Raw genomic sequence first — 15,010 nt, forward strand, 5'->3', positions numbered from 1 at the left:
ACGAGTAACTGAGTCACTCGGTTATTCACCAATTTTAGAATGAGGAATGCCCGCTTACATTGCGGCAAAAACTGAGGTAACTATGGCTAAATTAAGAAGTGCAACAACAACTGAAGGACGTAAACGTGCAGGCGCAAGAGCATTATGGCGCGCAACAGGTATGACAGACTCTGATTTTGGTAAACCGATTATTGCCGTAGTTAACTCGTTTACACAATTTGTACCAGGGCATGTACACCTTAATCAGCTTAGTGAGCTTATGGGTGAGACAATAACCCAGGCCGGTGGCGTTCCAAAAGAATTTAATACCATTGCGATTGATGATGGTATTGCGATGGGGCACGGCGGTATGCTTTATTCGCTGCCTTCGCGCGATTTAATTGCTGATTCGGTTGAGTACATGGTAAATGGTCATTGTGCTGATGCGATGATCTGTATTTCAAACTGCGACAAAATTACGCCAGGAATGATGCTTGCAGCACTACGCTTAAACATTCCGGTAATATTTGTATCGGGCGGTCCAATGGAAGCGGGTAAAACTAAACTTGCTAACATCGACATTAAACTTGATTTAGTTGATGCCATGGTTAAAGGCGCTGATGAATCGGTAAGTGATGCAGATTCAGAGCAAGTAGAGCGCTCTGCGTGCCCTACATGTGGTTCGTGTTCGGGTATGTTTACTGCAAACTCAATGAATTGTTTGTTAGAGGCAATAGGCTTAGCGCTGCCGGGTAACGGAACCACGCTTGCCACTCATAAAGACCGTAAACAACTGTACGTTGAAGCGGGGGCTCGTATTGTTGATTTATGTCGTGAGTATTATCAAAAAGATAATCAAGATGTATTGCCACGCGCTATTGCTAACAAAACAGCCTTTATGAATGCAATGGTTGTTGATATTGCAATGGGCGGCTCGTCAAATACCGTATTACATTTACTCGCTGCAGCGCAAGAAGCGGGCGTTGATTTTGATATGTCGCACATTGATGCGCTTTCTCGTAAAACACCGTTTTTATGTAAAGTGGCACCAGCAACACCAGAGTACCATATTGAAGATGTACATCGCGCTGGTGGCATGATGGCAGTCGTTCGCGAGCTTGGTAAAGCAGGCTTAGTTGATATGTCGGTTAATCATGTTGCTGGGTCAACAATGGCTGAACTTGTTAAAAAATGGGATGCAACTGACCCTACGAACGAAGCGGCGCGCAAGTTTTATCGTGCAGGCCCTGCGGGCATTCGTACAACTAAAGCAATGAGCCAAGAGTGTCGTTGGGATGAAGGCGATAACGACCGTGTGAATGGGTGTATTCGAAGCGTTGAACACGCTTTTCGTCAAGACGGTGGTTTAGCTGTGCTTTCGGGTAATCTAGCCGTTGATGGTTGTGTTGTGAAAAGTGCAGGCGTCGTTGACGAAATGCTGCATTTTGAAGGCACCGCAGTGGTGTACGAATCACAAGATGATTCGGTAGAAGGTATTTTAAATAATGAAGTAAAAGCCGGCGATGTTGTTGTTATTCGTTATGAAGGGCCAAAAGGCGGCCCAGGGATGCAAGAAATGCTATACCCAACAAGCTACTTAAAATCGAAAGGCTTAGCTGAAAAATGCGCACTTATTACTGATGGTCGTTTCTCAGGTGGTACTTCGGGTTTATCAATTGGCCATGTGTCGCCAGAGGCTGCAAGTGGTGGTGCAATTGCTTATGTTGAAAATGGCGACAAAATCATTATTGATATCGCAACACGCGAAATTACGTTAGCGCTAAGCGATGAAGAACTTGAGGCACGTAAACAAAAGCAATTAGCACGCGGAAAAATGGCGTACAAACCAGTTGATCGTGAACGTTATGTGTCGTCTGCTTTAAAAGCCTATGCATTACTTGCAACGAGTGCCGATAAAGGCGCTGTTCGCGATTTAGCTAAATTGGAGGCGCTTAGTTAATTATGGTCTCTCAAGAGCTCGATTATTTTCGCGCTATTATTCAAGCAAACATGGAGCCTTTGGCTAAAGTTACTGAGGTCAGCGAAATGGCTGAACTCAGTAAAAAGCTAGGTAACCATGTTTGGTTAAAGCGTGAAGACCAACAGCCCGTGTATTCGTTTAAATTACGCGGGGCGTATAACAAATTAAATAAATTACCTAAAGGTTCGGTGGTTATTACCGCTTCTGCGGGTAATCATGCTCAAGGGGTTGCATTAAGTGCATCTCACTTAGGGCATCAAGCCACCATTGTAATGCCAGTAACAACGCCTGAAATAAAAGTAAGCGCCGTACGCGCACTTGGCGGTGAAGTTGTATTACATGGGCATCATTTTGATGCAGCAAAAGCCTATGCGCTTGAACTTACAGAGCAACGTAACGGTATATTTGTCCCACCATTTGATGATCCAGATGTCATTGTTGGTCAAGGCACTGTTGCGCGCGAATTAATGCAGCAATTAAACGAGCTTGATGCTGTGTTTATTCCTGTTGGCGGCGGCGGTTTACTTGCTGGTATGGCGGTTTATATTAAATCGTTGCGTCCAGATATAAAAGTAATTGGTGTAGAAGCCGACGAAAGTGCATGTTTACAAGCAGCGCTTGAAGCCGGTAAGCCAGTAGAGCTTGATCGCGTTGGCAGTTTTGCCGATGGCGTAGCAGTTAAAATTATTGGCACTGAAACATTTCGTTTAGCGCAAAAGTTTTGCGATGAGGTTGTTACAGTAACTAGCGACGAAATATGTGCAGCCATGCAGGATATTTTTGTATCTACCCGTGCAATTGCAGAGCCTTCAGGTGCACTTGCAACGGCTGGGCTTAAAAAATGGAGTCAGCAACCGGGGTTAAAAGGATTGCACTTAGCCGCTGTTTTATCGGGTGCTAATTTAAACTTTGATCGCCTGCGTTATGTGGCAGAGCGCACAGCGCTGGGTGAAAAAAATGAAGCGTTATTAGCCGTTACAATCAAAGAAGAAAAAGGCAGCTTTAAACAGTTTTGCGCTTCTTTAGGTGGCCGTGCTATTACTGAGTTTAACTACCGTTATGCAGGACCTGGTGAAGCACAAATATTTGTCGGTATTGCCCTTCGCCAAGGCGAGCAAGAACTCAATGAGCTAAAGCAAGACTTAACAAATAACGATTATCAATTTTGCGATCTTTCGGATAACGAACTCGCTAAATTACATGTGCGCTATATGGTTGGCGGAAAAGCACCAGAGCAATTACATGAGCGTTTATTGCGTTTTGAATTTCCTGAGTATCCAGGTGCGCTTGCACGCTTTTTAGATACTTTAGGCAGTAATTGGAACATTACCTTATTTCATTATCGTAATCACGGTGGTTCGATGGGGAATGTACTGGCAGGTTTTGCTATTGAGCCTAGTCAGTATGAAATGTTTAACGAGCATTTAAATCGCTTAGGTTACAGTGTACAGGATGAAACACAAAACCCGTGTTTTAGCCAATTTTTAACATCAAAACCGCAAGCAGAAAAAGCCGAAAAACTCGCCTCAGTATAATCCTTCTTTAAAGGCAGGTACCTAACTAGGGTGCTTGCTTTATTACACGTTTTACATATAGTTACAGGTAATCGCCATACTTTTGAGGATACCTAGTTGCTATTTAAGGGATTAATTATTGGATTGTGCTTTTTTTGTAGCCATATAGTGGCGCAAGAATCAGTCACATTACAGCTAAAATGGACGCATCAATTTCAGTTTGCTGGTTATTATATGGCAAAACAAAAAGGTTTTTATGAAGAAGTTGGCCTTGATGTAATTATTAATCCCGCTAATCCGATGATGCCCGATACCTTCGAACCTGTTGCCAATAATAAAGCACAGTTTGGGGTCGGTCATTCAGGTATTTTACAGCAACGTATTAATGGTCAACCCCTTGTTGCTATGGCTGCTATGCTGCAGTTTTCACCTTACTGCTGGATGGTTAAAGATACTTCCGATATTTTCCATCCACGCAACTTTGCTAATAAACGCATTACTGGCGTAAGCCGTAAGGATGCTACCGAATTAATGGTTATGCTTAAGCGCAGCGGGGTAGATACTGATAGGCTTAAGGTTTATGAGGGGGAAAATCCAAATCAAGCATGGATTGAAAACAAGCTAGATGCGATGCAAGTATACGTCACTACTGAGCCTTATTATATGACCCAGCAAGGTATTGCGCATCGCCTTATTTGTCCGCAGCGATATGGTATGGATGTGTACGCTGATATTTTATTTACCAGCGAATATATGCTTAAAAAACACCCGCAAACCGTCGAGAAATTTTATCAGGCCAGTTTAAAAGGCTGGCGTTATGCGATGATGAACATGGATGAAGCAATTAATATTACGCAACAAGTATATGCGCCAAGTAAAAGTTTTCATCAGCTCGCTTTTGAGGCTGAAGTATTAAAAAATTACATAATGCCTCCTACAACCAACTTAGGGCATATGTCTATAGCAAAATGGCGTTTAATCGCGGATTTATATAGCATACAGCAAAGTAAATTTGATGACGTTAAAGCAAGTTTTATATATAAATATCAAGAACCCGAAGCAATGCAATTATCTTGGATGCTCATAGCCGCTATTCTGGTGAGTATCATTTCGATACCTTTGTATATACGGCTGATTTTTAGCAAAAAATAACCGCTTAATGAGAATCTACTGAACTGCTATAATCGACTGTCTTTTTTTTACTTTAAGTTGTTATGACTTTAGCTGAGCAATTTTTTGCCCTTGATTCACTTTTACTACGCAATCGCCAGTATTGGCAGTGTACTGCATTTGATTTTGACGCGATCCCGTGGCCAAAACTACAAGAGGTACTTAATGGGCTAAGTGACGATCAAGTTACAGCACTTGATAACGATCAAAGTCAGTTATATCAATTTTTTAGTCAATACATAAATGACCTTGGTGAACTTGCTAATTTGTGTGAACTACCAGGCGCGGAGTTAAACCGAACTGATTATCCATTTTGGATAAGTAACGGTATTAAAGGTCGTAAGTTTGATCAGTTACAAGATTTTGTATCGGCACTGCCTAATACTAAACAGCCAGTTTTAGAGTGGTGTGCTGGTAAAGGGCATTTAGGGCGAATGCTTGCTTTTAATGGCGCCAGTGATGTGCACAGTATTGAGCTGCAACAAAGCTTATGTGAGCAAGGGCAAAAAAGTGCACAGCAACAAGGCTTAGCAATGCACTTTAGCCAAGCAGATGTGCTAAAAGATGACATCACTCAATTTTTTAATGCTGATATGCATGCTGTAGCGCTGCACGCATGCGGTGGCTTGCACCAAACATTTATGCGCCAAGCAAGTTTAGCTAAAGTACAAAAAATTAGCTTTTCACCTTGTTGTTATCACCTATTTACGGCTAATGAATACCTTGCTATGAGTGAGGTTGCAAAGCAAAGTACGCTTAAGCTAACGCATCGTGATTTAAAGCTCGCATTGCAAGAAACCGTTACAGCGCCTTCTCGTCTGGAAAAAGTGCGTAAAACAGAATTAGAATGGCGACTCGGTTTTGACGCACTAAGAAAGTCGATTACGAATGAATCACACTACGTAAGCGTGCCTTCGGTTAATAAAGCAATATTCTCAGATTCGTTCAAATCATTTTGCGCATGGGCTGCTGAAAAAAAAGATATAACGTTACCTCAATCTACTGATTATAATCAGTTTTTAGAAGTGGGGCAGGCGCGAAAAAAAATAACTGACCGAATTGAACTGGTTCGACATGTGTTCCGAAGAGCAATTGAGGTTTGGCTTGTGCTCGATCGTGCTTTATATTTGCAGCAGCAAGGTTATCAGGTGAGTGTTAATATTTTTTGCGAGAAGCAGTTAACGCCTCGTAATATTTTAATTCTTGCCAGTATCCATTAAATTTCCGTCCTCGACTTAATAAGAGATGTAATGAGAAAGTTAAAAAATTTATTCGAAAATAATAAACGCTGGGCTGCTCGTACAAGCGAAGCCGACCCTGACTTTTTTAAAATTTTATCAATGCAACAAAATCCTGAATATTTATGGATTGGTTGTTCTGACTCTCGTGTACCTGCTAATCAAATAGTTGATTTACTACCAGGCGAATTATTTGTACATCGTAACGTTGCTAACGTGGTTGTACACACTGACCATAATTGTTTGTCGGTTATGCAGTACGCTGTGGAAGTATTAAAAGTAAAACACATTATGGTTGTGGGGCATTACGGTTGTGGTGGCGTACAAGCCGTTTTAAGCAATGCAAAATTTGGCTTTATTGACAACTGGCTGCGCCATGTAGGTGATGTAAAAGAAAAGCACCTTGAGCAACTTAACGCAATGCCAGAAAGCGAGCGCTTAAGCCGTCTTATTGAGTTAAACGTAATCGAACAAGTACGTAATGTATGTCGTACTAACATTGTGCAAGACGCGTGGGAGCGCGGGCAAGAGCTCAGTGTTCATGGTTGGGTTTATGGTTTAGAAAATGGGCACCTTCATGATTTGGAGTCGGTTGTAACGTGCGCCAGCGAGGAAACACAAAGTTATAAAAGAGCAGTACAGCACGTGCTTAAAAAAGTAGGTGAGAGTAAATAAAACTATGACTAAGACGGCGATATTAATAGGTGCTACAGGTTTGGTTGGTAATGAGTTGCTGCATAAGTTACTCAATAGCGAGCACTATACACAAGTGGTTACGTTAAGTCGTCGGGCTTTGCCACTTACACATGCAAAGTTAGTTAATCACGTTATTGATTTTGAAAAATTAACTCAATACGTTGAGTTTTTTAAAGGTGACGTATTGTTTTCGTGTTTAGGCACAACACGTAAGCAAGCAGGCTCAACCCAAGCTCAGCGCAGAGTTGATGTTGATTATCAGTTCATAGTCGCGCAACTGGCGGCAAGTAATGGCATCTCACATTACTGTTTAGTGTCATCAAGTGGTGCTAATGCACACAGTAATAGTCCTTATTTAAAAATGAAGGGTGAGCTTGAACAGCATATTAAAGCACTCACTTTTGACAAAATAAGTATTTTTCAACCGTCGTTGCTATTAGGTGATCGTGAGCAGTTTAGAGTGGCAGAAAAAATAGGCAGTATTATTTTTCCTGTTATTACACAATTTGCGTTTTTAGAGCGTTACAAACCAATAACTGGCGAGCAAGTGGCGCAAAAAATGCTGAGTGTGAGTTTAGAGCAGCAGGCTAAGTTGTCTTATTACGTACTTGATGAGCTATTTGAATAAACTTAGTAAAACGCAAAAGGCAGCCTAAGCTGCCTTTTTTGTACATTAAATTAATACCAATTTTATTAAAAACATGAACATTCTAGCGTATTAAATAACTCACTAACTACGTTAAAAATTATTTATATAGAACAACTATGTATCATAATTTTAGCCTTGTTATAGAGCTATTTCCTTATCGCTATAATAGATCACTAATTTAATGCAATTGGTATAATTATTCAGCGTCAGTCTCAGTGCTAAGTTGTTGTTCAAGTAATGCTACTTTAGCTTCGAGTTCAGTTAGCTTTTCGCGAGTACGAATAAGTACTTGGCTTTGCACATCAAATTCTTCACGGCTCACAAAGTCCATCTCAGCAAGCTTGTTTTGTAAAACTTGCTTTGTTTTACCTTCGAGTGTGTCTGCTAGGTTTTTTACACCTTGTGGCATATTGCTAGTAATTTGCTTAGCAATTTCTTCAAGTTTTGCTGGGTTGAGCATATTTTTCCCTTCGGCATTGCCTAAATGATAATAACTAATATTACCTTATACCCACGGTATTTAACACATGATCATCTTTGCCTTAATTAATTAAGGCAATTGCTATGCTCGCAGTAATGGTTACGTTAAAATTGCGCGTCTTTTAAATTTCTTTGGTCGTTATGAAACTCAATCCTAAACAAGATGAAGCCGTAAAATATATTAGTGGTCCATGCTTAGTACTCGCGGGCGCGGGTTCTGGTAAAACCCGTGTTATTACTAATAAAATTGCTTATTTGGTGAAAAAATGTGAGTACAAAGCGCGAAATATAGCGGCGGTTACTTTTACCAATAAAGCAGCCAAAGAAATGCGTGAGCGAGTGCTGCAAACGCTTGGTAAGCAAGATGCTAAAGGGTTATGGGTATCAACGTTTCATACGCTAGGTTTAGAAATAATAAAAAAAGAGCTAAGCACACTGGGGTTCAAGCCAGGTTTTTCGTTATTTGATGACCAAGATACCAATCAATTACTGGGTGATTTAACCGAAGATGAGCTAAAAAAAGACAAAGATTTACTCAAACTACTTAAAATGGAAATTGGTAGTTGGAAAAATGAGTTAGTGCTGCCCGAGCAAGCAATACGCGAAGCACGTGATGCGCAAAAAGCCTTGTTTGCACAGCTTTATGCACGCTATCAAAATCAGCTACGTGCTTATAACGCACTGGATTTTGATGATTTAATTATGATCCCTACTTTGCTACTTACTAATAACGCCACTTCTCGTGAGCGCTGGCAACAACGGTTTAAGTATTTGCTGGTGGATGAGTATCAAGATACCAATACTAGCCAATATCAACTTGTTAAATTGTTAGTAGGCGAGCGTGCCCGTTTTACCGTGGTAGGTGATGACGACCAATCAATTTACTCATGGCGTGGTGCACGTCCGCAAAACTTAGTGTTATTAGGTAAAGACTATCCAGGGCTTAGGCTTATAAAGCTTGAGCAAAACTACCGAAGTGCAGGGCGAATACTAAAAGCGGCTAACATTTTAATTGCCAATAACCCTCATGACATCGAGAAAAAACTATTCAGTGAACTAGGTTACGGTGAGCCAATTAAGGTAATTGGCTGTCGTGATGAAGAACATGAATCTGAGCGAGTGGTTGCTGAAATAATTTCGCATAAGTTTATGAAGCGCACCAGCTATAAAGATTATGCGATTTTGTATCGTGGTAATCATCAAGCGCGTGGCTTTGAAAAATCACTAATGAGTAACCGTATCCCCTATAAAATTAGTGGTGGGATGTCGTTTTTCGCTCGTTCAGAAATTAAAGATATTATGGCGTACTTACGCCTGTTAGTTAATCAAGATGATGACAATGCTTTTTTACGTATCGTAAATACTCCGCGCCGTGAAATAGGCACGGTCACACTTGAAAAGCTTGGCACATTAGCTAACGAAAAACATGCGAGCTTGTTTGCTACTTGCTTTGATAACGATTTAGGCTACAGATTAAAAGGACGTGGCTTTAATGCGCTTGCCGGATTTGCGCGCTGGGTTGTTGAGCTATCTGATAACGCAGTACGCAGTGACACGCTTGAAGCAGTTAAAGACTTAGTGCGTAATATTAACTACGAGGCGTATTTGTACGAGTCATCACCGAGTGCAAAAGCCGCTGAAATGCGCATGAAAAATGTATCCGAACTGTATCGCTGGATAACCGATATGCTGACCGGTGATGCCGATAACGAGCCAATGACATTGGCTGAAGTTGTGAGTAAGTTAACCCTTCGCGATATGCTTGAGCGTAACGAAGAAGAAGACGAAGCTGATGCGGTGCATTTATCAACACTGCATGCATCAAAAGGCTTAGAGTACCCGTATGTATTTATGGTGGGTATGGAAGAAGGTTTGCTTCCTCATCAGGTAAGTATTGATGAAGACAACGTAGATGAGGAACGCCGATTAGCTTACGTTGGTATTACACGTGCCCAGCAAGAGTTAACACTTACTTATGCAAAAATACGACGTCAATTTGGTGAAACCTCACAAACCGAATTAAGCCGATTTGTACAAGAATTACCACAAGACGATCTTGCGTTTGAAAATAAAAAGGCACCTAATACGCAAGCAGAACGTATGGAAAAAGGCCAAGCAAGAGTGGCTAATTTACGGGCTATGTTTAAAAAGCCGGAATAGATTTTTAAGGTGAAGTGATTAAATACGATCGTATCCATGACCATCTTTAGTCTATTTTTATAAAGCGAAAGTTGGTTTCGGATACGTTATAAATTGTATTTTTTAGCGCTTTAAAATTAAATGCTGCTCAATCAGCTTTGCATTACTGACTAACTGAGCAGTTTTTAGGTACTTTGGTTATAGCAATCCGCAATAATATTTAACCTGAACTTTGGTTAAGAGATTTACTAACGTATTGAATTATCGTGATATTTAAATTTATTTTCTCTAGCCAGAGATTTTTGGTGAAAACAAGGCGAATTTACGCGTCAATAGCAGGCCTATTGCAAGTAAATTCAACGCAGTTAGCGCTGAAAATAGCTGCTCGAGATAGATTTATTATCTAGAGTTCAGGTTATTTAACCTGAGCTCTGGTTAAATAAAAAACTTTTGCCTTGTTATCGACACGGTTTTCTTACCTCAAAATAGATCACTTAATTAAGCGAATTGGTATTATGCGTACCGAGAGATTATCTTTTCGATTATGTCGGCATTAGCCTCAGGAAAATCATAATTTCCTAATTCACTAATTGCTACCCACTCGCTAGGTTGTCCTTCTGCACCATGCGCTTCACCGCTAAAGTTACTTACTACGTGTACATCTAACTTAACGCATTTATCGCCGTAGTCATGTTCAATAACCATAAGTTGGCTAGAGCTGTGAATAGTTAACCCTACTTCTTCAATAAGTTCGCGCTTAAGTGCTGCAAAAACACTTTCGCCTGCCTCAACCTTACCACCTGGAAATTCCCATAACCCGCCCTGATGTTGTTCATCTGCGCGTTTACAAATGAAGATCGCATTGTTTTTTTTAATCACACCAACAGCAACATGCACAATTTCTATAGTCATAACTCTGAAACTCCATAAAAAAAACGACGCTAACGTCGTTTTTTTATTAACTACTTATACAGTATTGGTTACTTTAATTTACCACAACACTGTTTGAATTTTTGACCTGATTTACAAGGACAAGGGTCGTTACGACCAACTTTTGGTTCTGTACGAGCCATCACTGTAGCTGTTTCTGGCGTTTCACCACCAACATGCTCAACTTCTTCATGTTGGTATTCGCGAGGAGCGCTTTCACTTTTACGGTGTTGCTCTTCTACTTTTTCAACATCTTCTTCTGCGCGTACTTGCACCTTACTTAAAATGCTTACAACATCAACTTTTAAGTTTTCAAGCATTTCAGAGAACAGCTCAAACGATTCACGTTTATACTCTTGTTTAGGGTTCTTTTGCGCGTAACCACGTAAATGAATACCTTGGCGCAAGTGATCCATAGCAGCAAGGTGATCTTTCCAGTGCTGATCAAGACTTTGTAACATAATTGCTTTTTCGAATTGACGTAGGACAGAATCGCCGACCATCTCTTCTTTTTGCTTGTATGACTGCTCAACTGCTTCTTCAATACGTTCACGAAGTTTTTCTTCGTATAGTTTATTATCGTCAGCTAGCCATTGAGCGATTGGCAGTTCAATTAAGAAATCTTGTTTTAAGCGTTCTTCAAGACCGGGGATATCCCACATTTCAGCAAGGCTTTGCGGTGCAATGTACTGATCAATTATATTGCTAAGTACGTCACCACGAATTGCAGTAATCGTTTCTGAAATATCGCCTTCTTCAAGTAGCTCGTTACGCTGAGAGTAAACAACACGACGTTGATCGTTTGCTACATCATCGTATTCAAGTAGTTGCTTACGAACGTCGAAGTTACGTGCTTCTACTTTACGTTGTGCATTTTCAATCGCACGGTTTACCCAAGGGTGTTCAATCGCTTCACCGCGTTGCATGCCTAATTTACGCATCATGTTAGTCATGCGCTCACCAGCAAAAATACGCATTAACGCATCGTCCATCGATAAGTAAAAGCGGCTTGAACCGGCATCACCTTGACGACCAGAACGACCACGTAATTGGTTATCTATACGACGTGATTCATGACGCTCAGTACCAATGATATGCAAACCACCCGCGTCAATTACAGCATCGTGACGAATTTTCCAAGCTGCTTTAATTTCAGCAATTTGTTCATCCGTTGGGTTTTCAAGTTTTTCAACTTCACTGTTCCAGTTACCACCTAACACGATATCGGTACCACGACCAGCCATGTTAGTTGCAATTGTAACTGTACCAGGTAAACCCGCATCTGAAACAATATCGGCTTCTTGTGCGTGGAATTTAGCGTTAAGTACGTTGTGCTTAATTTTTTCTTTACGTAAAAACTGCGATAAATATTCAGAGCTTTCAATCGAGATAGTACCAACCAGCACAGGTTGTCCACGCTCTTGGCAATCTTTAATATCGATTAAAATAGCTTCGTATTTTTCTTCTTGTGTTAGGTATACTAAATCAGCACGATCATCGCGGATCATTGGCTTATTAGTTGGCATAACGACAGTGTCTAGGCCATAGATTGACTGAAATTCAAAAGCTTCAGTATCCGCAGTACCTGTCATACCGGCTAACGTTTCGTATAAACGGAAGTAGTTTTGGAACGTAATAGAGGCGAGCGTTTGGTTTTCGTTTTGAATTTTTACACCTTCTTTAGCTTCAACAGCTTGGTGTAAACCTTCTGACCAACGACGACCTTCCATTGAACGACCGGTGTGCTCATCGATGATGATTACTTCGTTTTCTTTTACAACGTAATCAACATCTTTCTGGTATAGCTTGTGAGCACGAAGTGCTGCGTAAACATGGCTCAATAGCGTGATGCTTGTTGCTGAATAAAGCGAATCGCCTTCTTCAATCAAACCGCGTTCAGTTAGTAGCTCTTCTACCTTAATTTGGCCGCGTTCAGTTAAGTGAACTTGTTTAGATTTCTCATCGATAGTGTAGTCGCCATCGCCTTCAATACCTTCTTCGTCTTCTTTTTCTTGAAGTTCAAGTAAAGGAACGATGGTATTTATTTCAGTGTAAAGCTCCGAGCTGTCCTCAGCGGGGCCTGAAATAATAAGTGGCGTACGTGCTTCATCAATTAGGATTGAATCCACTTCATCGACTACAGCATAAAATAATGGACGCTGTACACGTTCATCAATGCTAAATGCCATGTTGTCGCGAAGGTAGTCAAAACCAAATTCGTTATTAGTACCGTATGTAATGTCGGCAGTATACGCCTGCTTTTTCTGCTGTGGCATCATACCTGGTACGTTACAACCAACCGTCAGGCCTAAAAACTCGAATAATGAACGGTTAGTTTCAGCATCACGCTTTGCAAGATAGTCATTTACGGTAATTACATGAACGCCTTTACCAGTTAAACCATTTAAGTACGCTGGTAATGTTGCTGTTAATGTTTTACCTTCACCGGTACGCATTTCTGCAATACGACCTTCGTGCAAAACCATGCCGCCTAGTAGCTGTACGTCAAAATGGCGCATACCATTAACACGTCTTGATGCTTCACGTACCACACCAAAAGCTTCTGGCAAAATGTCGTCTAGACTTTGTCCGTTATCGTAACGTTCTCTAAACTCAGCTGTTTTCGCTTTTAAATCTTCATCAGAAAGCGCTTCTAGTTGCGTTTCTAGTGCATTGATAAGCGCGACCGTCTTTCTAAAGTTTTTAATAGTGCGGTCATTGCGACTACCAAAAATTTTGGTAAATAAATTAGATATCATGATAAAACCGTTACAATGTATTCTTTGTCAGCCGAGTATCAGCCAACCCATTTTTAATAATTGGTAATTAATATGTGCTTTTAAATAACACCTAGAACATATTAATTAGCAATTTTGTATTTGAAGTACTTAAAAGCACTGTTTATTACGTGCGCTACTATACCAGACTCTGCCAAACAACAAACTATCTCGACAAAAAGATGTGTATTTAAAATGGAAAAATTTGATCTAGTTAGTAAAAATAACGCTATACCCTTAAACCGTTACAAAAAACAGTAGCTAGCTGTAAAGATATGGTGATTAATAAATTAAAAACAAGGGTCACACTTAGCTTAAATTTAACGCTTAAATATGCACTTAAATAAGAGCCTCTTTTTCATTTAAAACATGTGGCTCACTCGTAATCATGGCTGGCCTATTGCAAGTAAATTCAACGCAGTTAGCGCTGAAAATAGCTGCTCGAGATAGATTTATTATCAAGAGTTCAGGTTAAATAGTGTTGTTGCATTTTACGTAATAACTAACGGTTTAATACAAGTGCACATATTCTTTTGATTTAGTAGAGTACCTATAATTATATCGCGTTTGAAATCTGTATTAAAGTTAGACAAAAATACTAATTTTTCTTTTAAAGTGGAGGCTTACACAAAATGGAAAATAAAATAAATAAATTGGTAGTTTTAGGAGCCGGTTGGCTAGGTCATACTTTATGTGTAAATGCACAAACAGCGGGCTGGCAAGTGCAAGGGACGCATAGAAGTGATGTACACAAGTTTGATTTTGAACGTCAATTTATACTCGAGAATGACCAATTAACACATCAAATAGACTTGCAAGATGCTTATTGGGTGTGTGCTATCGCGCCGCGTAGCAGGCACAATGAAAGTAATTATCCTGACACACTCACGGCAGCACTTAAACTTTCAAAGGGGCTAAACGCTAAAGGTTTTTTGTTATGTTCATCAACAGGTGTGTACGATCAAGAGCCTGGTGTATATAGCGAAAATAGTGATATTTCGTGTACTAATGAGCGACAGATAAAGCTTTATGAGGCTGAAGAGCAAGTGCTGCAACAAGATGGCAAAGTACTTCGTTTAGCTGGGTTGTTTGGTCCTAACAGAGAACCTGGTCGTTTTGTTGCGGGTAAGGAGCTCAATACATCAAGTGAGCAAGTGGTAAATATGGTGCATCAACAAGATGTTATTAATGCCATTTTTGCTGTGATAGAACATTGGTCAGTTGGGCAAAATATTTATAATGTGGTTAATCCGGCGCATCCAACAAAAGCTGAATATTACGCATTAAAGTGTCTGCAGCAGGGGAGTGAAATGCCTCGTTTTGCCAGTGACGAAAAAGCTGAGCGCAAAGTGATTGGCTCAGCTATTGAGGCGTTAGGCTTTACTTATCAATATGGGATTTAGCAAAGACATTCCACTAAAGTTTTATACCAATTGCATTAAATGAGTGATCTATTA

The 15,010-nt window shown here is 40.3% G+C and carries 11 protein-coding genes; 8 read left to right on the forward strand and 3 right to left on the reverse strand.

Annotated elements, in window-relative coordinates:
• Nucleotides 1–82: 82 nt before the first annotated feature.
• The 6 genes from ilvD (at nucleotide 83) to ACJJVZ_RS05135 (ending at nucleotide 7,206) form a co-directional block, all read left to right on the forward strand.
• The gene (gene ilvD, locus ACJJVZ_RS05110) at nucleotides 83–1,939 is read left to right on the forward strand and encodes a dihydroxy-acid dehydratase (protein WP_096794061.1); all 1,857 of its coding nucleotides are present in this window, start codon (nucleotides 83–85) and stop codon (nucleotides 1,937–1,939) included.
• 2 nt (nucleotides 1,940–1,941) lie between these two features.
• Nucleotides 1,942–3,495: a threonine ammonia-lyase, biosynthetic gene (ilvA, locus tag ACJJVZ_RS05115; protein ID WP_405598675.1), complete on the forward strand. Its 1,554-nt coding sequence runs from the start codon at nucleotides 1,942–1,944 to the stop codon at nucleotides 3,493–3,495.
• Nucleotides 3,496–3,591: 96 nt separating this feature from the next.
• Nucleotides 3,592–4,626, forward strand: coding sequence for an ABC transporter substrate-binding protein (locus ACJJVZ_RS05120; RefSeq protein ID WP_405598676.1), 1,035 nt, complete (start codon nucleotides 3,592–3,594; stop codon nucleotides 4,624–4,626).
• Nucleotides 4,627–4,688: 62 nt separating this feature from the next.
• Nucleotides 4,689–5,864, forward strand: a complete 1,176-nt coding sequence (locus tag ACJJVZ_RS05125) for a methyltransferase (protein WP_182701835.1) — start codon at nucleotides 4,689–4,691, stop codon at nucleotides 5,862–5,864.
• Nucleotides 5,865–5,894: 30 nt separating this feature from the next.
• Complete coding sequence (gene can, locus ACJJVZ_RS05130) at nucleotides 5,895–6,557, forward strand: carbonate dehydratase (protein ID WP_077536252.1); 663 nt, start codon at nucleotides 5,895–5,897, stop codon at nucleotides 6,555–6,557.
• 4 nt (nucleotides 6,558–6,561) lie between these two features.
• A complete protein-coding gene (locus ACJJVZ_RS05135; protein WP_405598679.1) occupies nucleotides 6,562–7,206 on the forward strand; it encodes an NAD(P)H-binding protein in 645 nt (214 codons plus the stop codon).
• Between the two features lie 217 nt (nucleotides 7,207–7,423).
• Here ACJJVZ_RS05135 and ACJJVZ_RS05140 read toward each other — a convergent pair whose 3' ends face one another.
• Nucleotides 7,424–7,687, reverse strand: a complete 264-nt coding sequence (locus tag ACJJVZ_RS05140; RefSeq protein WP_405598681.1) for an accessory factor UbiK family protein — start codon at nucleotides 7,685–7,687, stop codon at nucleotides 7,424–7,426.
• Nucleotides 7,688–7,848: 161 nt separating this feature from the next.
• On the opposite strand from ACJJVZ_RS05140, the gene rep reads away from it, so the two are divergent.
• A complete protein-coding gene (gene rep, locus ACJJVZ_RS05145; protein WP_405598683.1) occupies nucleotides 7,849–9,867 on the forward strand; it encodes a DNA helicase Rep in 2,019 nt (672 codons plus the stop codon).
• Between the two features lie 492 nt (nucleotides 9,868–10,359).
• Here the strand turns inward: rep and mutT are convergent, their stop codons facing one another.
• Together mutT and secA are read right to left on the reverse strand one after the other, a co-directional pair.
• A complete protein-coding gene (mutT, locus tag ACJJVZ_RS05150) occupies nucleotides 10,360–10,758 on the reverse strand; it encodes an 8-oxo-dGTP diphosphatase MutT (RefSeq protein ID WP_182701832.1) in 399 nt (132 codons plus the stop codon).
• A gap of 68 nt (nucleotides 10,759–10,826) precedes the next feature.
• Nucleotides 10,827–13,535: a preprotein translocase subunit SecA gene (gene secA / locus ACJJVZ_RS05155; RefSeq protein ID WP_182701831.1), complete on the reverse strand. Its 2,709-nt coding sequence runs from the start codon at nucleotides 13,533–13,535 to the stop codon at nucleotides 10,827–10,829.
• A 650-nt stretch (nucleotides 13,536–14,185) separates the two neighbouring features.
• Between secA and ACJJVZ_RS05160 the strand changes: the two genes are divergently transcribed.
• Nucleotides 14,186–14,956 (forward strand): NADP-binding protein, encoded by a 771-nt coding sequence (locus ACJJVZ_RS05160; RefSeq protein WP_405598686.1) that lies wholly within the window; start codon nucleotides 14,186–14,188, stop codon nucleotides 14,954–14,956.
• Nucleotides 14,957–15,010 lie beyond the last annotated feature (54 nt).

The sequence above is a fragment of the Pseudoalteromonas sp. Ld19 genome, from assembly GCF_045064135.1.
Lineage (GTDB): Bacteria > Pseudomonadota > Gammaproteobacteria > Enterobacterales > Alteromonadaceae > Pseudoalteromonas > Pseudoalteromonas aliena.

What these genes read in the sequence shown, in the direction of transcription:
- ilvD (WP_096794061.1), top strand. Translation starts at nt 83, where the DNA reads ATGGCTAAATTAAGAAGTGCAACAACAACTGAAGGACGTAAACGTGCA.
- ilvA (WP_405598675.1), top strand. Translation starts at nt 1,942, where the DNA reads ATGGTCTCTCAAGAGCTCGATTATTTTCGCGCTATTATTCAAGCAAAC.
- ACJJVZ_RS05125 (WP_182701835.1), top strand. Translation starts at nt 4,689, where the DNA reads ATGACTTTAGCTGAGCAATTTTTTGCCCTTGATTCACTTTTACTACGC.
- can (WP_077536252.1), top strand. Translation starts at nt 5,895, where the DNA reads ATGAGAAAGTTAAAAAATTTATTCGAAAATAATAAACGCTGGGCTGCT.
- ACJJVZ_RS05135 (WP_405598679.1), top strand. Translation starts at nt 6,562, where the DNA reads ATGACTAAGACGGCGATATTAATAGGTGCTACAGGTTTGGTTGGTAAT.
- ACJJVZ_RS05140 (WP_405598681.1), bottom strand. Translation starts at nt 7,687, where the DNA reads ATGCTCAACCCAGCAAAACTTGAAGAAATTGCTAAGCAAATTACTAGC.
- rep (WP_405598683.1), top strand. Translation starts at nt 7,849, where the DNA reads ATGAAACTCAATCCTAAACAAGATGAAGCCGTAAAATATATTAGTGGT.
- mutT (WP_182701832.1), bottom strand. Translation starts at nt 10,758, where the DNA reads ATGACTATAGAAATTGTGCATGTTGCTGTTGGTGTGATTAAAAAAAAC.
- secA (WP_182701831.1), bottom strand. Translation starts at nt 13,535, where the DNA reads ATGATATCTAATTTATTTACCAAAATTTTTGGTAGTCGCAATGACCGC.
- ACJJVZ_RS05160 (WP_405598686.1), top strand. Translation starts at nt 14,186, where the DNA reads ATGGAAAATAAAATAAATAAATTGGTAGTTTTAGGAGCCGGTTGGCTA.